Genomic DNA, 19,214 nt, shown 5'->3' on the forward strand with positions numbered 1-19,214 from the left:
CCGGCCCCTCAGTGGACGGAGAGCGGTTCCGCCGCGACCGCGGCGGCGGGGGGCCCGGGCAGGAGGACGTCCTCGGCGTCCAGTGCGGCCGGGGAGTACTTGCCGAGTGCGCTGATGAGCAGCCTGGCCTCCAGGGCCAGTGCGCTGACCAGGTTGACCAGGCCGTTCTCGGGGTCCTCGTCCACCGCGAGGAGCGCGGCGCGGCCCAGGCCCACGGCCCGCGCCCCCAGGGCCAGGGCGACGACGGACCGTCCGGCCTCCCACATCCGCCCCGAGGCGAGCAGGCACCCGTCCGGCGTACCGACCCTGCGCAGGCACTCGCCCAGCGGCAGGCCCACCCGGTCCAGGAAGACCGACGGGGCCCAGCCCGAACCCCCCTCGGCCCCGTCGACCGTGACGGCGTGCGCCCCCGCCGCCCAGGCCACCCGGGCGGCGTTCCCGATGTCGCGGCCGGGCGGGAGTTTCACCCAGACCGAGGCCCGGGGGAAGTTGTTGCGCATGAACTTGATCTGTTGGTCGAGGATCTCCGCGGTGAACGTGCCCGGGCTGGAACTGCGCAGGCACAGCCCGCCCCGGGGGTCCAGACGACCGCTGACGTCGTAGCGGTCCGAGAGCCGGTCGGCGTCCTGGTCACCGACCATGGTCATGCCGCCCAGGCCGGGTTTGGCGCCTTGGCCGACCTTCAGTTCGAACCCCAGTCGGCCCGACTCCAGCAGCGGTGCCGCCGCGGGGTCGGAGTAGACCTGGTTCCACACTTCGGCGTCGGCGTCCTCCGTGCTCTGCTGGACGACGACGCCCCCGCTTGCCTCGGGAAGCTCCTCGCCGTAGGCCTGCAGCCTGCGCAGCAGGGAGGAGTCCGTGCGGTAGCCGTGCGTGGGCACCACGTTCTCGCCCACCACCATGGGGATCCCCAGGCGGCCGGCCTGCCGTCCCGCGGCCAGGGCGAGCTCCGCACCCACCTGCGTGGAGCCGAAGGCCGAGACGTACACCGGGAGTTCGGACACGAAGCCGCCGATCCGGGTACGCAGGTCGACGTCGCCGAAGAGCGGTTCGCGGGCCAGGTCGATCAGCTTCTCCAGGCGCCGGGGCATGAACACCGGTGGCACCAGGCGGGCCGCGTCGAGCGGATCCTCGGTGCCGCGGGAGGTGACGTCGGCTCCGAGGACGGTCGCCCCGTAGGCGCTGTCCGGAGGGAACACGGCGGCCGCGCCCCGGCGGGCACGATCGCGGATCGCCTGTTCCGGCAGGCCCTGCGCGTGCAGGCGGTTCATGCCGACACCACCCCGGGGAGCTTGGGGTAGGCGGTGACCTGCCACAGGGAGTCCATGCCGGTCAGGTAGCGCAGGACCCGTTGCAGTCCCATCCCGAAACCGGCGCTGGCGGGGATGCCCTGGCGGGCCTCCTGCAGGTACCAGCCGTACTTGGCGGGGTTCTCCCCGCTCTCACGGATACCGGTGACGATCGCCGCGTAGTCGGACTGGCGTTCGCTGCCGCTGACCAGCTCGCCGTAGCCGCCGTGCGCCAGCAGGTCGAAGTTGCGCAGCACACCGGGACGCTCGGGATCCTCCCGGTCGTAGAAGCCGCGGGAGCCCTTGGGGTAGTCGGTGACGAAGAACGGCCGGTCCGCCTTGTGGGACAGGACCGCCTCGCCCTCCCAGTCGATCTCGGCCCCGGCGTCCTGGTCGTGGCCCGTGCCGCGCAGGGTCTGGACGGCGTCCGCGTGGGTCCGGTGCTCGAAGCCGCCCCGGAGCAGCTCCTTGAAGAAGACCGTGTCCCGACCGAGGCCGCGGAGCAGTTCGGGGGCCCTCTCGACCACGTGCCCGACGATGTGGGTGAGCATCCCCTCCGCCACCCGCATGGCATCGTCACGGGAGGCCCCCGCGATCTCCACGTCGATCTGGTGGAACTCGAAGAGGTGACGCCCGGTGGAAGCGGTCTCCGGGGGTTCGGCGCGCACGTTCGGCGCGATGTAGAAGAGCTTGGGGAAACCGCGCAACGACGCCTGTTTGTAGAGGATCGCGCTGGTCATGAGCTTGTAGCGGTGCCCGTAGAAGTCCACGTCGAGCTGTTTGGAGCCGCGTCCCCCGGGGTCGGTCACCGGCCCGGTCAGGGGAGGCAGGAGCTCGACGAAACCCTGTCCGCGCAGGTGGTCACGGGCCGCCGCGAGGACTTCCTGTTGGATGAGCATGATGTCGCGCGTGGTCTGCGAACCGAGGTGCTCCCCCAGGGGCGGGATGGGCCGGACTCCGTCGGGGTTGCCGTGCTCGTTCATGGGTCCTCCGTTTCGGAACGCCGGTGTCGGCGGTCGTGGGGGTTTGCTGGTGGAACCGCTCAGATGACCCGGTCGTAGCGCTGTTCGACGTGGTGGAGCATCATGAGCAGGGTGTCGGCGGTCAGCGGGGGGTGCCCCGCCGAGTCCACTGACACGGGGATCGGCATGTCCCCCGTGGTCAGCCAGCGCAGGTAGCCGTGGTCGTCGATGTAGCTGCGTGCCCGGCCCCGGTTGTCGGGGTGCAGGCAGAACGGGAGGTCGAGCCAGCCCCGTTCGAAGGCCCGCGGCAGGGCGCGTCCGACGTCCGGGTCGGTGTCCAGGACCGCCTCGATCAGTGCACGGGCCTCGTTGAGGACGCCGCTGTCCCCGGCCGTGCGCACGCGTGGGCCGGCCGCCTCGGCAGCCCGCGCGCTGTTCTCCAGCGCGCGGACGTTCTCTCCGATGGTGGGGATGCGGTGGGCCTCCGCCTCGGTCTTGACGATGACGCGCGCCGCGCCCGCCCGCACCGCCGTGCGCGCCGCCTGTTCCATCAGGAGGGCCGCGCCCCCGGGGGTGCGGGGGTAGACACCCATGTAGGCGTAGAACACGACGTGCCACTGGCTGTCGGGCAGGTACTCGCCCGCCAGCTTGCGCAGCGCGAGCACGGCCTCCTCGTCCTGTGCGGGGTGGGTCTGCTGGGCGTAGCTGAGCGAGATGCTGCGGATACCGTGCTGCCGGAAGAAGATGCCCTCCAACAGGCTGATCGCGACGAGCAGGCTGGGCGGGCAGAGTTGGCCGAGCATGCACCCCCCGAAGCTCTCCAGGTGGGGTCGGCGCCCGTCGTCACCGGACTCGGCGAGGAGTTCGGTGCTCTCGGCCCAGCAGTCCACCGCTTCACGCAGGGGGGTCCGGCTGTAGGGCAGGCAGTAGGAGACGGGTCCGCCCTCGGTGGCCTCCAGCCCGAGGCGGGTCAGGGTGCGGAAGATGTCCTGCGGCCGGGAGGAGCCGTGGCGGACCTGCACGGGGAAGCCCGCGTCCCGTACCCCGTCGAGCAGCGCCAGGGTCTCGTGGTCCGGACGTGCGACGATCGGGTAGCCGTTGAGCTTGACGCCGCGCGCCAGGGCTTGGCGGACCGCCTCGTGGTTGCCGGTTCGGGTGTAGCTGTCCAGGGTCAGGGTTCCCACGGTGACCGCGTCGGCGGCCCTGGTCGCGGCCAGCCCCGAACGCATCCGCTCGAGGTCGCCGAATCCCATGCGGGGCTGGACGACCAGGTGTCCGCTGCGCTCCGCGGCGGCGACGAAGTCACCGAACGCGACGCGGTCGGCCGCGGGGGCGGGTACCGCGGTCATGAGACCGCCCTCAGCCCGCGTACGGAGACGAACTCGCGGAAGCCGTCCAGCTCGTGTTCGTCGAAGACCGCGTCGAAGCCCTCGTTGAGGAGCCGACGGGTGAAACCGACATCACGGACTCCGTCCACGCCCAGTTTCCCGCCCACCACCAGAGGAATCCGTTCGAGTCCGGGCACAGCGCGCAGGTGCCGGACCAGTCCGAGCGCGTCGTTGAACCCGTGGCCGTTGACGCTGCTCACCACCACCAGGTCCGGACGGTGTTCCAGGCATGCGAGCGCCAACAGGTCCTCGGGAACACAGGCCCCGATATTCACGACCTCGTGACCCATTTCCTCCAGCAGGAGCTGCATGAAGATGAGGTTCCAGGTATGGGAGTCGGAAACGGTACTGGAAACGATGGACTTGGGCCGGAAACCCGTAACGCCACCACGGAACATCTATCCCACCTCGACAATGGCGCTTGGCCGTTGATTTCTTTCCTCACCGAAAAGGTACGTCCGGCGCGGACGGAGAACGGGAAGTGCTGTCGGCAGATTCGGCGGCATGTGCGCCGACCGCGGATCAGGCAGCGATCCGGGACCGGGGCCGTGGGGTATGCGCGGCACGCAGGACGCGGATCAGGTTGAGCGTGTGCACCCGGGCCTGGCCGGTACCGCGCTCGCAGCGCACGAGCCCCCGGTTGATCAGGCTGTTCAACGCCCTCCCACAGTCGGCGAGGGGGATACCACCGATCCGGGCCAGGCCGTCCGCGCGTTCGCCGTCGGCTGTGGCGCAGAGCAGGTCCAGCACGGCCTCCTCGTCCGGTGCCAGGGCGGCCGAAGCCCGGCGCAGGCCTTCGACGAGGCCGGGTGCGGCGGGCCCGGTCAACGGGCTGAGGAACGGCAGGGGGTCCTCACGCAGGCAGGACAGCAGGGTGGCCGGATCGTAGAGGGTCAACCACGTGGCCGCGCAGACCAGTGCGCCGGGGAGGCGGTCGACCAGCGTGCAGATCTCGGCCAGGTGAGGGGTCTCCCGCAGGCCGGGGCCGGGCGAGAGCCGGGCCTCCCCCAGGTGCCAGTCGAGCACGTCGACGGCAGCGGCCGGGGTGAGCGCGGCCAGGGGGAAGACCAGTTCACCGGGTTGGCCGTAGGGATGGTCGGCCACCGCGAGTACCCGCAACGCGGCACAGTCGCGGAGGAGACGGGCGAGCACCGCCTCGTCGGGCGTCCCGGGACGGGGAGCGTCCAGGACCAGCAGCGCGGGCCGGCCGCCCACCGCCCGTGCCAGGTCGGCCGTCCCGTCGTTCTCCGCGTCCGAGGAACCCTCGCCGAACAGGCCCTCCACGGCCCGCTCGACGAGGCGGCCCAGCTCATCGGCGGGTGCCGGTGAGCCGTGGCCGGCACCCGTGGCCAGTAGGACGGGGAGCCCGCAGGACCGGTGGTAGCGCTGGGCGACCTCGACCACGAGGCGGCTCTTGCCCGCCCCCGGGGCCCCGGTCACCGTCACCAACCGGCGGCCCGGCGCGGCCAGGGCCATCGCCAGGGCCGCCGCCTCCTCCTCCCGGCCCAGGATGGGGGTTCCGGTGGTCGGCGGCGGCACGGTGACGGCGTCGGGGCCGCACAGGCTGACCACGTGCCCGGTACGCCTTCCCGCGGCGGCCCGAAGGTCCTCGCGGTCACGGTCGCTGAGCCGCAGCGCCTCTCCCAGCAACCGGAGGGTGTCCCGGCGCGGGTGCAGGGCCCTGCCGTGCTCCAGGTCCCGGATGGCGCGGACGCTGATGGTGGAGAAGTCGGCCAGCTCCTGCTGGGTGAGTCCGGACCGTGCACGGTACCGGCGGAGCAGACCGCCGAAGCGATGGTTCTCGATGGGGGATGCCATCCTCTGCGTCCTCTTTCCTGTGGGTCAGTTAGGAACGGGGCCCATTCTGGAAAGGAGCACTATCTCCGGCGCATCGTCCGGGAAACCCACGGTCCGGGGTCGGCGGGCCCCGTCCGAGCACCGGCGCAACGAAATCGCCGATACCGCTTCCAGCTGCGAGGACACGGAAGAAAACGGGAACGCTTCGGGTCCCCCCGGGCGACCGGGGCTGAGGATAGCGGCGTGATAGCCAAACCATCGACTCGGGGATGCCGCTGATTTCTAGATTCGTGTTCATCGAAGGAACGAACACGAAAGGCAAACGGATGAAGCTCCTCAAGACCCTCGCCGCCGCGGTCATCGCCGCCACCGCCACGCTCGCCCCGATCGTCCTCACCCAGGCCGCCGCCCACGCCGGGACCACCCTGACGCCCGGCGCACCCGCCCCCGGGGAAACCGCGAACAACGACCCCTGGGAGCCGTAGACCGACCACCGCCGGCGCGGGTCTACCAGCGTTCGGAGGGCGGTGTGCCGACGATCCTCACGGCCTCGGCGCGCTGGAGTTCCCTCCCCTTGTCCGTGAAGACCCCGGCCGCCCTCTCGGCGAGTTCGACGGCCTGTCCGTGCTCCCCCAGGTCCTGGAGCAGACGTGCCAGGTCCAGTGCGACCTCGGCGGCGCCCTCTCCGTCGCGGATGTGTTCGCGTACGGCCAGAGCCCGGCCGAAGAAACGCCGGGCCTCGCCCGTACGTCCCAGCCTTCCGCAGGCCCGTCCCAGATCGTGCAGGAGGTAGCCCTCACCGATCGGGTCGCGCAACTCGCGTACCAGTTCGAAGGAGTCCGTGAAGATGCCCAGCGCCTCCCGGTGGTCCCCCTTCAGCAGCGCGTACTGCCCGATCCTGCGCAGCACCTGCGCGCGGCTGCGGGGGTCGCCGGTGGTCTCGGCGCACCGGCGGGCCCGCACGAGTTCGTCCATACCCCGCTCCTCCTCGCCCAGGCTCATGCGTACGTGGCCGGTGAGCAGGAGGGTGCGGCCCATCCCGGCCACGTCGCCGATCGACTCGAAGACCGCATAGGCCTGGGAACCGTAGTCCAGGGCGCGCTCGCGGTCGCCGTCGGCGTTCGCCAGATGGGCGAGTTCGCGCAGGCACTTGGCCCGGCCGAGCGGATCATCGATCCCGGTGAAGATGTCCAGGGCGGAGGCCATCGCCGCGCGTGCCTCCCCGTTCCTGCGCTGGTCCAGGTAGAGGCAGCCGTTGGAGAAGGTGATCGCAGCCATCCCGCGCCGGTTGCCGGCGGTGCGCACCGCCTCCATGGCCCGCTGGTTGGTGAGGGTCCACTCGTCCGGGTGGCAGCGCCGGCTGAACAGTGTGAGCAGGGACACCGCGAGATCCCAGCAGAGTTCGTCGAGCCCCGCGTCCGCCGCGGTCTCCACGGCCGCGTAAAGGTTGCCCTGCTCCCTCTCCAACCACTCCATCGGGTCGTCGAGGACGGCCTCGGTCAGCACACGCGGCGGACGCCACCGCGCCCCCTCCCCGTGCAGGAGCAGGTAGTCCCCGCCGTGGATGCGGCGGTTCGCCTCGTCCACCAGGCTGAGCCACCCACCGACCAGGCGGCTGACGGCCGCGCTCCGGTCGGGCTCGGGTTCCTGGTCGAGAAGGCGCTCTCGGGCGAACAGCCGGATGATGTCGTGGAACCGGTACCGGGGGTCACCGCCGGGGTCGATCCCGGTGACGTCCAGCATCTGGGCGTCCACCAGGGGTTCGAGCAGGTCGGACGGGTAACGCCGGTGGTCGTCGAGCAGGGCCCCGGCGATCCAGCCCGGTTGGCTCGGCCCGTCGGCCAGGGCGAACAGGCGCAGGCTCCGGCGGGTGAGGGCGTCCATACCGTCATAGGTCAGGCTGAGGCTGGCTCGGACACCGAGTTCTCCGTGGGTGAGCTCGTCCAGACGGTGGCGTTCGTCGGAGAGCCGGTTGACCATGGAGGCCAGGGACCAGTGGGGGCGTGCCGCCAGACGGGCGGCGACGATGCGCAGGGCCAACGGCAGCCGTCCGACCGAACGCACCAGGGCGTCGGCCGCGACGGGCTCGGCATCCACTCGCCCGGAGCCGACGATGCGGCGGAGCAGGTCGAACGACTGGTCCCTGTCGAACACGTCGAGTTCGACGAGAACGGCCCCGGGCACACCGGTGAGCCTGGCCCTGCTGGTGACGATCACACCGCAGCCCGGGCTCCCGGGAAGGAGGTCTCCGACCTGGCGCTCCGATCCGGCGTCGTCCAGCACGAGCAGGACCCGGCGGTCGGACAGCAGGCTCCGGTACATCTCCGCGCGCTCGTCCCGGCCTTCGGGGATGGACTGGCCGGGGATCCCCAGGGCCCGGAGGAAGCGGGCGAGCACATCCGCGGTCTCGGTGGGGGTGTCGCGGCTGCCGCGCAGGTCGCAGTAGAGCTGTCCGTCCGGGAAGTACTCGTCCTGAAGACGGTGCGCGACATGGACGGCCATGGCGCTCTTGCCGACCCCCGGACGGCCGATGACAACGGCGACGCCGACCGCGTGACCGCGTTCGGGGAGTGTGAGGGTGACCTCCACGGTCCTGACCGACTCGGTGCGACCGACGAAATCAGCGGTGTCGGCGGGCAGTTGGCGGGGCCGGGCCTCACCGGAACCGTGGTGGGGGTCGGGCTCGTCGGGGAGAGCCACCGCCGGTTCGGGCGCCGACTCGGTTCGGGAGTCCGGGGCCGCGCGGACAGGGGCCGGGGGCGCCGGGGCGCCGACCGCCTCCGTCCTCAGCCGCAGGCCCGGGGCTCCCGAGAGGATGTCCGACTCCAGGGCGCGCAGCTCCTCGCCCATCTCCAGGCCCAGCTCCTCGACGAACAGGTCCCGGCCCCTGCGGTACACGTCCAGCGCCTCGGCCTGCCTCCCCGAGCGGTAGAGGGCGAGCATCAGCTGTCCCCTCAGGCGCTCACGGAGGGGGAACTCCTGTACCAGCGCGTTGATCTCGCCGATGAGCCCGCTGTGACGGCCGAGCCCCAGTTCGAGGTCGATGTAGGTCTCGATGACGTTGGTACGGGCCTCGTCCAGGCGCGCGGCCTTGGTGGCGAGACTGCGGCTGGAGATACCGCTGAGTGTGGGACCGCTCCAGAGCCCGGCCGCCCTGCGCAGCAGAGCCGCCGCCTCCGCGTCCCGGCCTTCCCGGCCGAGGACCTCCGCCTCGGCGGTGAGCCGGTCGAAGCGACGCACGTCGATCGAGTCGGGGTCGGTCTGGAACTGGTATCCCGGAGGCCTGGTCACCAGGGCCGCTCCGGTCGGGGCAAGGCTCTTCCTCAGTCGGGAGACGCAGATCTGTACCTGTGTACGCGCGGTCCCCGGTGGGTCCTCGTCCCATATCGCGTCCACGAGGTAGTCGGTGGACACCACGTACCCGGCCTCCAGCAGCAGAGCGGCGAGAACGACCTGCTGCCGCCCCGGAGGGATGCGCACCTGACCTGCCGGATCCTCGACCTGAAGAGGCCCGAGAATTCTAAAGGGAGGATCTTCCGCGCCCTCGACAAGTGTTTCAAAGCCGATATCGGGCCCCTTAGAAAACAGGGTCGGGGTAGGCCGACCAGGATTATGCTCGGATCCTTTCCGGACAACTTAGCCACTCGAAAAGCAGATCGTCAATATCAGGCCGCCAACAACAGGGAAACGGATGGTAGCCATGCGATAGCGGGCCAATAGGGGCGGTGGCCATTCTGGAACCAGAACCGAAACACACTCCGTGACCCCCCGGGCGGAACCATGACGATCCGTGACCACACAGGAGGCCGGAGCAGAGAGGAGTGGGCGTGCCGCCAACCGGAAACGATCACAACCGCCCATCACCAGGAGCCACGATAACCTCACTCGGAGTGGACCACGTTCGGCTTTCGTACCACTATCTGGATCACGGAGACATTGACGGATACGCGTCGCTCCTCGCAGAAAAAGTGCAGATAAAGCGGCCGGACCTTCCGCTGGCGCACGGACGCGACGAAGCCGAAAGGCTTTGCGGGGGCCCGTTCCGTCCCCGGGGTTTCCATGATCTCTACCGCGTGTTCGGGCAGTCCGGAGACATCGCCGCGGTCGGCCGGTTCGTGGTGCCGCCGCACGGGCCCGGCCAGGCCCCCGAGGAGGTGGACTTCGTGGACATCTTCACCCTGACGGATGACGGCCTGATCCTCGGGCAGCGACGGTTCCTGTCCCCGCACTACGCGGATCGGCCGCGCGGCGGGGGGTAGACCGGATCACGCGCCCCGGGCCGGGCCCCTCACCGGGCCCGTGTCCGACCGGGGTCGACGGGGCCCTCCCGGTCCACGCGGAACCGTTCGCTGCCAGGGCGCGTCACAGACCACGACGAACGCTCCTCATCCGGAAGCGGCGCCCCACCGTCGTGTGCCCCTCCCGGTGCCGAGCCGATCCCCGTTCACCTCTCAGAAAGAGGCCCCCACGTGTTGCTGAGTGCGTCCTCCACCGGACAGGAGGCAGCCGACGCGGCCTTCCTGACCGCCGGTGTCGCCCTGGCCGTCGGCGTCATCGTCCTCATCGCCCTGCTCCTGATGGTGACGAGGCTGTTCCGCAAGGTCGAACAGGGCAAGGCCCTGATCATCTCCAAGGTGCGGGACGTCCACGTCACCTTCACCGGTGCGATCGTCCTCCCGGTCCTGCACAAGGCCGAGATCATGGACATCTCACTCAAGAGCCTGACCCTGGAGCGAGGCGGCCGTGACGGCCTGACCTGCAAGGACAACATCCGCGCGGACATCAAGGTGTTCTTCTACGTCCGGGTCAACGAGACCGCCGAGGACGTCAAGAAGGTCGCCAAGGCGATCGGCACCGAGCGCGCCAGCGACCAGGACACCCTCCAGGAACTCTTCAACTCCAAGTTCTCCGAGGCCCTCAAGACGGTCGGCAAGCAGTTCGACTTCGAGGAGCTGTTCACCCAGCGTGAGGAGTTCCGCCAGGCGATCGTCTCGCTGATCGGCACCGACCTCAACGGCTACATCCTCGAGGACGTCGCCATCGACGAGCTGGAGCAGACCCCGCTGCACCAGCACGACGCCAACAACATCCTCGACGCGCAGGGTATCTCGAAGATCACGGAGCGCACCGCCTCCGAGCACAAGCGCACCAACGAGTTCGAGAACGACCGCCGCAAGGAGATCGACCGGCAGAACACGGAGACCGCCGAGACCCTCGCCGAGCTGGAGAAGCGCCGCGAGGAGGCCGCGGCCAAGGCCAAGCGCGAGATCGAGATCATCCGCGCCCAGGAGGAGGCCGAGACCGCACGCGTCCAGGCCGAGGAGCGGCTCAAGGCCGAGGCCGCCAACCTGCGCACCTCCGAGTCACTGGGCGTCCAGCAGCAGAACCAGCAGCGTGAGATCGCGGTCGCCGAGAAGAACCGCGAGCGCGTCATCGCCATCGAGTCCGAGCGGATCGAGAAGGACCGCCTCCTGGAGGTCATCGGCCGCGAGCGCGAGACCGAGCTGAGCCGCATCGCCAAGGACAAGGAGGTCGAGGCCGAGAAGCGCGAGGTCGCCGACGTCGTCCGCGAGCGCGTGGCCGTCGACCGCACCGTCGCCGAGCAGGAGGAGGCGATCAAGAAGCTTCGCGCCGTGGAGGAGGCCGAGCGCCAGCGCCAGGCCATCATCATCCACGCCGAGGCCGAGGCCCAGGAGAACCTGGTCAAGGACATCAAGGCCGCTGAGGCGGCCGAGGCGGCCGCCAAGCACCGGGCCCAGGAGGAGCTCACGCTCGCCGAGGCCCGCCAGCAGGCCGCCGAGCTGGACACCCGCGCCAAGATCCGTCTCGCCGAGGGCCTGCAGGCCGAGGCCGCGGCCGCCGGCCTGGCCGAGGTCCAGGTCCGCCAGCAGGACGCCGAGGCCGTCGAGAAGCTCGGCCGCGCCGAGGCCGTCGTGGCCCGCGAGAAGGCCGAGGTCGAGGCCGACGCGGTGGAGAAGAAGCTGCGTGCCGAGGCCGCCGGCCTGACCGACAAGGCCGAGGCCATGGCCGCCCTGGACCAGGTCAGCCGCGAGCACGAGGAGTACCGTCTGCGCCTGGACGCCGAGAAGGAGGTCCGGCTGGCCGGGATCGACGTGCACCGTCAGGTCGCCGAGGCCCAGGCCACCGCAATGGCCGCGGGTCTGGAGAGCGCCGACATCAGCATCGTCGGCGGCGACGGCGCCTTCTTCGACCGCATGGTCAACTCCATCGGCATGGGCAAGGCCGTCGACGGCTTCGTCGGCAACTCCGACACCGTCCAGGCCCTGGGCAACGGCTGGCTGAACAGCGAGGGCAACTTCGCCGAGGACATGAAGAAGGTCATGTCCGAGGTCGGCACCGAGGACGTCAAGAACCTCACCGTCTCCGCACTGCTGCTCAAGCTCATCGCCGCGGGTGGCCCCGAGGCGGGCAAGCTCGACAGACTGCTCACCACGGCCCGTTCCATGGGCCTGGACCAGCTCCCCGTGAACGCTCTCGCCCCCGTGAAGCAGTGAGGTAGTCCTCCGTGACCGAGGCCCACTCCCAGGAAACACAGTCCCAGGAGACTGAAGGCCCCGGACCCGACACCGAGGACGCGCGGTCGCTGGACGCGGGCACCTACGAGGTGCTCCGCGCCCGGCTCCGCGAACAGACCGGTGAGCTGGCCCGGCGGACCGAGGAACTCAACAACCGCCGACTGGAGGTCTTCGGCTCCGCCGAACTCTCCCTGCGCGGCACCGAGCGCATCCGGACCGAACACAACTGCGTGCCCCGGGACATCGTGAGCGTCGGACGCTCCGTCGGGGACGCCGCCGACGGGGACATGATCCTCTTCGGCTACAACGTCTACATCGGCATGCAGAGCCAGACACACGTCAGCGACGTGTTCTCCCTGCACCGGTACGAGCACGGCGGTGCCTCCTTCGAGTTCACCGACGCGCCCGAGGACGCCATCCCCGGGCTGCTCGCGCACGAGCGGTTCCGCCAGGAGTTCACCCAGCTCTACCGCTACTACCGGGACGCCCGCCTGCTCCAGCTGCGCCGGGTCGAGGACCGGCTCCTCGCCGTGTTCCAGACCGGCCCGCGCACCGAGGACGTGCGGGTCCTGCGGTGGTCGGTGGCTCCCGACGGCGGGATCACCTACCTGGACGACCGCGGCGAACGCGACCACGTGTTCCCGCCCGCACACGACTTCGAGTGGACGGAGACCACCCGCGAGGACCACGTCCAGGGGCGGCACCCGCACATCTCCGTCCACGACACGCTGTTCGTGGAGACGGTCGGCGGCGACCTGACCGTCAAGATCGAGAACAACACCGAGGTCGGCGAGGGCGTCTACAGCGAACCCGTCGACGAACCGCTGCAGAGCCTGGCCGACGCCTCGGTGCACCACGCCCGGGTCGGCGCGCTCATCCTCCTGCGCGTCCTGCCCTACAACGAGACGACCTGGCGCCACCTGGTCTTCAACACGCGCACCAAGGAGGTCGAGCGCCTCGACGGCATCGGCCAGTCCTGCCAGCGACTGCCCGACGACCAGGGGCTCATCTTCCCCGGCGGCTACTACCTGGCCACGGGGGTCGCGCGGACCTTCGACACCGACGTCACCGACCTGGAGTTCGAGCGGGTGGTGCGCTCGCCCAACGGCGAGGACGTCCTGTACGTCTTCCACTCGAGGGCGGACGGCCGCAGCCTGCTGCTGTCGTACAACACCATCCGCAAGGAGGTCGCCAACCCCATCGTCTGCCACGGCTACTCGCTGTTCGACGACGGGACGATGACGGTCTTCCGCGACAACTCGGGGGAGCCCACCCGGGTGCACCCCATGCAGGTGTGGCAGACCCCGTACGTGTCCGACGTGTACGCGGCCGCGCAACCGGTCGGCACCGGCCCGCTGGAGCGGATCGGCAACGCCGAACTGGTCCAGGGCGTCTCCGAGTGCCTGTCGGTGGCGCGCATCGCCGAGGACATGCGGCCCTCCACCGAGGTGTTCGAGGCGCTCATCGCGTCCTGCCGCCGGGTCCTGGACCGGTTCCACTGGCTGGGAGAGGCGGAACTGGGCGACCTGGCCGCCCCGCTGGGCGAGGTGCGCTCCACCGCGGAGCGGGTCCTGGACGAGTTCGAGACCGTTCAGGAGCTCACCCGGCAGGCCGACGAGAGCCTCCGTGAGACCGAGGAGAAGGTCACCGCGCTCATCCGCCGGTCCCGGGGCGAGACCCCGCGCTCGGCGGAGGGGTGGGTGAGCCGGCTGACCGACCTGCGCCGCGCCCAGGGGCAGGCCGCCACGCTGCGCGAGATGCGCTACGCGGACACCGACCGGATCGACGCGGTCGAGGAGGGCCTCGGCGAGGAGATCGCCTCCGTCGGGCGCCGCACCGTGGCCTTCCTCGAACAGGACGACGCCTTCGACGGCTACCACACCGAGGTGGACCGGCTCGTCGAGGAGGCCGAGGCCCTGGACGCGGTCAGCGCCGCCACCGCGGTCGGTGAACGGATCGCCGAACAGACCGAGGGCCTCCAGGTCGTCACCGAGGTGATCGGCTCCCTCGACATCGGTGACGCCCAGGTCCGTACCCGCATCCTGGAACGGATCAGCGAGGTGATGGCCGGGGTCAACCGGGCTCGCGCCACACTGGAGTCACGGCGCGGGGAGCTGCTCGCCCTGGAGGGCCGGGCCGAGTTCGCCGCCGAGTTCGCCCTGCTGGGACAGGCCATCACCGGGGCGATCGCCGCCGCGGACACCCCGGAGCACTGCGACGAGCAGCTCGGCCGGATCATGCTCCAACTGGAGAACCTGGAATCGCGCTTCGCCGAGTTCGACGACTTCCTCCAGGAACTGTCGGACAAACGCGAGGACGTCTACGAGGCCTTCTCCACCCGCAAGCAGGCGCTGGTCGACGAGCGCTCCCGGCGGGCCGACCGTCTGGCCTCCTCGGCCGCCCGGGTGCTGGAGGGCGTGCACCGGCGGGTCGCCGCGCTGACCACGCTGGAGGAGGTCAACACCTACTTCGCCTCGGACGCGATGGTGGCGCGGCTGCGCCGCACCGTCGAGGAGATGCGCGAACTCGGCGACACCGTGCGCGCCGAGGAGCTCCAGGGCCAGGTCCTGGCCGCCCGGCAGGAGGCGGGGCGGGCCCTGCGGGACCGCACCGACCTGTTCGAGGGCGGTGCCGGAGGGGAGACCATCCGGCTGGGCAGGCACCGGTTCGCGGTCAACACCCAGCCGATCGACCTCACCCTCACCCCGCACGACGGACACATGTCGGTGGCCGTCACCGGCACCGACTTCCGGGCGCCCGTCACCGACGAGGCCTTCCAGCAAACCAGGCACCTGTGGGACCGGCTGCTGGTCTCGGAGAGCCCCGAGGTGTACCGGGCCGAGTACCTGGCCACCTCGATCCTGGCGGCGGCCGAGGAGGGGGCCGAGGGTCTGACTCTCGACGCCCTGCACGACGCGGAGCTGCACGCCGAGAACGGGGACTCGCTGCAGTCCCTGGTGCGCGGGGTCGCGGAGACCCGGTACGACGAGGGGTACGAGCGGGGCGTGCACGACCACGACGCCGCCCGGATCCTCTCCGCGCTGCTGCGGCTGCGCGCCGGCGCGGGTCTGCTGCGCTACCCCGGACGGGTGCGGGCCGTGGCCCAGTTGTTCTGGGCACACGGCACCGACAAGGATCAGCGGTCGGCCTGGAAGACGCGGGCATCCTCGCTGGCACGGGCCCGGAGCGTGTTCGGCGCGCGCAGGTCCGCGGCGATCGACGGGCTGCGCGGCGAACTCTCCGAGGGTGTGGACGCCTTCCTCACCGACACCGGCCTGCACCAGGACGTCGACCTGGAGCTGGTGGGCGACTACCTGTTCGAGGAGTTGGCCGCGGACGGGCCCGCCGAGCGCGGGTTCGTCTCGGGTGCGGGCGCCCGCCGGCTCCTGGACCGGTTCCACCGGGCGCTGGGCAGCACCAGGGAGACCACCCGCACGTCCTTCGAGGAGGACCTGCGCAGGCTCGACGACGACCTGGCCGCACGGCACCAGCTGGTGACGGCGTGGCTGGAGGCGTACGCGACCACCCTGGAGGAGCCCCCGGCCCCGGGCGACCTGCCCGAGGCCGCGGCGATCGCCCTGACCAGGGGCACGCCCCCCGGCCGGGGCGAGGGCGTCGAACGGTACGAGTCCTCGGCTGCGGTGAGCGAGCACGTCACGGGCCTGCTGGGTGCGCACCCGCGGATCAGCGAGCGCTCGCTCCAGGTCCGGCTCGACGAGATCCTGCCGCGCACCCGGCGGTTCCGGACCCTGGACGTACCCGCCTACCGGGACTTCCAGCGCAGACGGAACCTGCTGGTGGCCCAGGAGCGCGAACGCCTGCGGTTGGCGGAGTACCGGCCGAAGGTGATGAGCGGGTTCGTGCGCAACCGGCTGCTCGACGAGTCCTACCTGCCGCTCATCGGCGACAACCTCGCCAAACAGCTGGGCGCGGCCGGCGACGACAAACGCACCGACCAGAGCGGCCTGCTGCTGCTCATCTCACCGCCCGGCTACGGCAAGACCACCCTGATGGAGTACGTGGCCAGCCGGCTCGGCCTGGTGTTCGTCAAGGTCAACGGGCCTGCGCTGGGGCACTCGGTGACCTCGTTGGACCCGGCCGAGGCCCCGGACGCCACCTCCCGGCAGGAGATCGAGAAGATCTCCTTCGCGCTGGAGATGGGCAGCAACACCATGCTGTACCTGGACGACATCCAGCACACCAACCCGGAGCTGCTGCAGAAGTTCATCTCCCTGTGCGACGGGCAGCGCCGGATGGAAGGTGTCTGGGAGGGCCGGACCCGGACCTACGACCTGCGCGGCAAGAGGTTCGCGGTGTGCATGGCCGGCAACCCCTACACCGAGCAGGGCAAACGGTTCCGGATCCCGGACATGCTCGCCAACCGCGCCGACGTGTACAACCTGGGCGATGTGCTGTCCGGCAAGGAGGAGCTGTTCGCGCTCAGCTACATCGAGAACGCGCTCACCTCCAACCAGACGCTGTCCCCGCTGTCCACCCGGGACCGGGAGGACGTGTACACGTTCGTGCGGATGGCCCAGGGCAGGGCGCGGGGGGACGAACCGGTCGGGACGGACCAGCTGAAGCACCCGTACTCGGCGGCGGAGGTGGACCGGATCGTGTCGGTCCTGCAGAAGCTGCTGCGGGTGCAGGAGGTGGTGCTGGCCAACAACCAGGCCTACATCGCGTCGGCGGCCCAGTCCGAGGACGCCCGCACCGAGCCCCCGTTCCAGCTCCAGGGCTCCTACCGGAACATGAACCGGCTCGCGGAGAAGATCGTCCCGGTCATGAACGACGCCGAGGTGGAGGCCGTCATCGACGACCACTACCTCGGTGAGGCCCAGACCCTGACGTCCGGGGCCGAAGCCAACCTGCTCAAGCTCGCCGAGCTGCGGGGGGTCATGACCGAGGAACAGGAGGCGCGCTGGGGGGAGGTCAAGGAGGGCTTCCGCAGGGGCCGCGCCCTGGGCGGGTCCGATGACGACCCGATGACCAGGGCCATCGGCGCGATGGGGCTGCTGGCCGACCGGGTCGGCGAGATCAGCACGGCACTCGAACGGGGCTCCGAGCGGTAGCCGCGGCGTCCGAAGGCCGGGGGCCGCCATCCACGCGGGTGGCGGCCCTTTCGTGTTCGCCTTGCCCAGTCCCGGGACTGCCCCTCCTCTAGGGTGAGTGGGGCGTATTCACACCATGGAGGTCGCGCCGCCTCGACCGGGGAGACTGAGGACATGCTGCTGAGTTTTCGGGTGGAGAACCACCGCTCGCTACGCGACGAGCAGGAACTCATCCTCGTACCCGCCGAGCAGAGCGCCGACGGGTTCCCGTCGCCCTCCGAGACCGAACCGCTCAGGGCCACCGGCATCTTCGGAGCCAACGCCTCCGGCAAGTCCGCGTTGGTGAGGGCGCTCCAGTTCATGAGCCTCATGGTGATCTCAGGGCCTTCGGGACTCGGGTTCAGTCAACGTTGGCCGCTCGGCCCCGAGGATGACGACGAGCGCATTCGCCGGGATCCGTTCCTGCTAGATGAAAGTTCGGTCGACCGCCCCTCGGGGTTCGCGGTGGAGCTCCTGCTGGGCGGGCAAAGGCATTCCTACGGCTTCACTGTGAACGACACCTCCGTACTGGAGGAATGGCTGTACCTCCAACTGGAGAACGGCACCAAACAGGTCGTCTTCGAGCGGGAAGGTCTCGACTTCACCTACGGGGACTCCGTCCCGAACACACCGGAACTCACCGACGTTCTCAGCATCGAGCGGAACGTTCTCCTCATTACGGTGCTCGCGAACGCCAGCCCAATCACCTTCCACTCGGCCTCCGTGACCGCGCTGGCCAGGGTCCGCCAGTGGTTCCGTGGTTCCCTGGTGATCCGGCAAGGCAATCTGGAGGCCTTGCGTCAGCACTCCATCCCCACGGACCCTTCGCTTCTGGACCGGTTGGCGGACCTCGCCGAAGCGGTTGACACAGGGATCAACGGCTACAGCATCGAAGTAAGCCACCTCTCTGACGGGGAACGCAGACAGTTCTTCTTCCAACACCGGGGTGCGGGTCAAGACCATCCTTTGAACCAGATGGACGAGTCGGCTGGTACCAAGGCACTTCTCGGTCTCGGCCCGATCATCATGCGGGTCCTCGAGCGCGGTGGAACACTGGTCGTCGACGAGATCGACACCAGCCTGCACACCCTGCTCTCGGGAAGCCTCATCTCACTCTTCAAGGACCCGGAGAACAACCCCAACGGCGCGCAGCTGATCTTCACCAGCCACGACACCAGCCTGCTCGGCCGCGTGCACGGCCGTGAGGTGCTCACCGAGGACGAGATCTGGCTGACCGAGAAGGGGCCTGACGGCGCCACATCCCTGTTCCCGATGTCGAGCTACGAGAGCTCCGGGGAAGAGAACCGCGACCGGCGCTACCTGGTCGGACGCTACGGTGCGGTCCCCTTCGTCGACGAGGAACTCCTGATCAAAGCCCTGCGTCCACGCTCCGTCACCTCGGAGAACAAGCCCGTCGGAGAGGGAACCCCCCATGAGGAAGGGCCGTAGTCACGGCAAACGACCTGGTCCGAGGCGTGAGCACCCCAAGGTACTGATCCTCGGTGAGGGCGAGACGGAGCGCGAGTACTTCACCGGACTCAGGCAGCATTTCAGGGCTCTCCACATGCGGAGCGGTTCCGATCCCATCCGAGTTGCCGAGCCGGTCTCCGTCGAACTCGCCGAACGAACCGCGGCCAAGCTGATCGTGCAGGAGGCACTGGACCGCCGTAGCGAGGGGTACTCGGAGATCTGGGCGGTCTTCGACACCGAAGGCGAGGACGTGACCCATCTGCGCTCGCGGGTCCGGGAGACCAGGTGTTCGGCTGCCGAGGCCACAGTCCGCACTGCTGTCTCCCATCCCACCTTCGAGGTCTGGCTCCTGCTCCACCACCTGAAACGGGGATCGTTGAACGGCTGCCATCTGCCCAAGGACACGGAACGGCTCCTCAGGGAAACCGTTCCAGGATGGGCGAAGGGCCAGACCAGAAGGGGCAGGGCAGGCACCGACTTTGCAGACTTCCAGGACGGCCTGAGTCGGGCCCGCGAGCAGGCCGCACGGACCCGTGCGGACTGTTACGACGACTACCCCTGGACCGATGTCCACGCGGTGGTCGACACGATCGAGAGGCAGTACGCCGAAGGGCTTCGTTGAGGTCGGGGCGCTGTACCCGTGAAGGCGCGGCGGCCCCGGGCACGTCCGGGAGGGGCGCCC

The 19,214-nt window shown here is 70.0% G+C and carries 12 protein-coding genes; 6 read left to right on the plus strand and 6 right to left on the minus strand.

Annotation, left to right across the window (positions count from 1 at the left end; genetic code table 11):
• Window positions 1-8: 8 nt before the first annotated feature.
• The 5 genes from ACUKCB_RS19660 to ACUKCB_RS19680 all read right to left on the minus strand — a co-directional run bounded on the left by ACUKCB_RS19660 (window position 9) and on the right by ACUKCB_RS19680 (window position 5,457).
• Window positions 9-1,271 (minus strand): glutamate synthase-related protein, encoded by a 1,263-nt coding sequence (locus ACUKCB_RS19660; protein ID WP_473037066.1) that lies wholly within the window; start codon window positions 1,269-1,271, stop codon window positions 9-11.
• Entirely contained in the window at window positions 1,268-2,272 is a 1,005-nt protein-coding gene (locus ACUKCB_RS19665; protein WP_473037067.1) for an asparagine synthetase A, read from the minus strand. The genes ACUKCB_RS19660 and ACUKCB_RS19665 overlap by 4 nt, the downstream gene beginning before the upstream one ends.
• Window positions 2,273-2,331: 59 nt before the next feature.
• Entirely contained in the window at window positions 2,332-3,600 is a 1,269-nt protein-coding gene (locus ACUKCB_RS19670) for a methylaspartate mutase (RefSeq protein WP_473037068.1), read from the minus strand.
• The gene (locus ACUKCB_RS19675) at window positions 3,597-4,037 is read right to left on the minus strand and encodes a cobalamin B12-binding domain-containing protein (RefSeq protein ID WP_473037069.1); all 441 of its coding nucleotides are present in this window, start codon (window positions 4,035-4,037) and stop codon (window positions 3,597-3,599) included. The genes ACUKCB_RS19670 and ACUKCB_RS19675 overlap by 4 nt, the downstream gene beginning before the upstream one ends.
• A 124-nt stretch (window positions 4,038-4,161) precedes the next feature.
• Window positions 4,162-5,457 carry a helix-turn-helix domain-containing protein gene (locus tag ACUKCB_RS19680; protein ID WP_473037070.1) on the minus strand — a complete coding sequence of 432 codons (1,296 nt, stop codon included), beginning with the start codon at window positions 5,455-5,457 and terminating at the stop codon, window positions 4,162-4,164.
• 305 nt (window positions 5,458-5,762) lie between these two features.
• Here ACUKCB_RS19680 and ACUKCB_RS19685 point away from each other — a divergent pair, with 305 nt between their 5' ends.
• Window positions 5,763-5,921: a hypothetical protein gene (locus ACUKCB_RS19685; RefSeq protein WP_473037071.1), complete on the plus strand. Its 159-nt coding sequence runs from the start codon at window positions 5,763-5,765 to the stop codon at window positions 5,919-5,921.
• A gap of 22 nt (window positions 5,922-5,943) precedes the next feature.
• Here the strand turns inward: ACUKCB_RS19685 and ACUKCB_RS19690 are convergent, their stop codons facing one another.
• A complete protein-coding gene (locus tag ACUKCB_RS19690) occupies window positions 5,944-8,916 on the minus strand; it encodes an AfsR/SARP family transcriptional regulator (protein ID WP_473037072.1) in 2,973 nt (990 codons plus the stop codon).
• 410 nt (window positions 8,917-9,326) lie between these two features.
• Here ACUKCB_RS19690 and ACUKCB_RS19695 point away from each other — a divergent pair, with 410 nt between their 5' ends.
• From ACUKCB_RS19695 to ACUKCB_RS19715, 5 genes are all read left to right on the plus strand, one after another.
• Window positions 9,327-9,695, plus strand: coding sequence for a nuclear transport factor 2 family protein (locus ACUKCB_RS19695; protein WP_473037073.1), 369 nt, complete (start codon window positions 9,327-9,329; stop codon window positions 9,693-9,695).
• Between the two features lie 210 nt (window positions 9,696-9,905).
• A complete protein-coding gene (locus ACUKCB_RS19700) occupies window positions 9,906-11,951 on the plus strand; it encodes an SPFH domain-containing protein (protein WP_473037074.1) in 2,046 nt (681 codons plus the stop codon).
• Window positions 11,952-11,962: 11 nt separating this feature from the next.
• Entirely contained in the window at window positions 11,963-17,044 is a 5,082-nt protein-coding gene (locus ACUKCB_RS19705; protein WP_473037076.1) for a DNA repair ATPase, read from the plus strand.
• Window positions 17,045-17,197: 153 nt separating this feature from the next.
• On the plus strand, window positions 17,198-18,511 hold the full coding sequence (locus tag ACUKCB_RS19710) for an AAA family ATPase (RefSeq protein ID WP_473037078.1): 1,314 nt from the start codon (window positions 17,198-17,200) through the stop codon (window positions 18,509-18,511).
• Window positions 18,495-19,154, plus strand: coding sequence for an RloB family protein (locus ACUKCB_RS19715; protein ID WP_473037079.1), 660 nt, complete (start codon window positions 18,495-18,497; stop codon window positions 19,152-19,154). The genes ACUKCB_RS19710 and ACUKCB_RS19715 overlap by 17 nt, the downstream gene beginning before the upstream one ends.
• Window positions 19,155-19,214: the final 60 nt, after the last annotated feature.

Source organism: Nocardiopsis moroccensis, from assembly GCF_055763695.1.

Bases quoted from the DNA above. Each gene is read 5' to 3' on its own strand.
- ACUKCB_RS19670 (WP_473037068.1), bottom strand. From the start codon at position 3,600: ATGACCGCGGTACCCGCCCCCGCGGCCGACCGCGTCGCGTTCGGTGAC.
- ACUKCB_RS19680 (WP_473037070.1), bottom strand. From the start codon at position 5,457: ATGGCATCCCCCATCGAGAACCATCGCTTCGGCGGTCTGCTCCGCCGG.
- ACUKCB_RS19675 (WP_473037069.1), bottom strand. From the start codon at position 4,037: ATGTTCCGTGGTGGCGTTACGGGTTTCCGGCCCAAGTCCATCGTTTCC.
- ACUKCB_RS19715 (WP_473037079.1), top strand. From the start codon at position 18,495: ATGAGGAAGGGCCGTAGTCACGGCAAACGACCTGGTCCGAGGCGTGAG.
- ACUKCB_RS19660 (WP_473037066.1), bottom strand. From the start codon at position 1,271: ATGAACCGCCTGCACGCGCAGGGCCTGCCGGAACAGGCGATCCGCGAT.
- ACUKCB_RS19710 (WP_473037078.1), top strand. From the start codon at position 17,198: ATGCTGCTGAGTTTTCGGGTGGAGAACCACCGCTCGCTACGCGACGAG.
- ACUKCB_RS19685 (WP_473037071.1), top strand. From the start codon at position 5,763: ATGAAGCTCCTCAAGACCCTCGCCGCCGCGGTCATCGCCGCCACCGCC.
- ACUKCB_RS19665 (WP_473037067.1), bottom strand. From the start codon at position 2,272: ATGAACGAGCACGGCAACCCCGACGGAGTCCGGCCCATCCCGCCCCTG.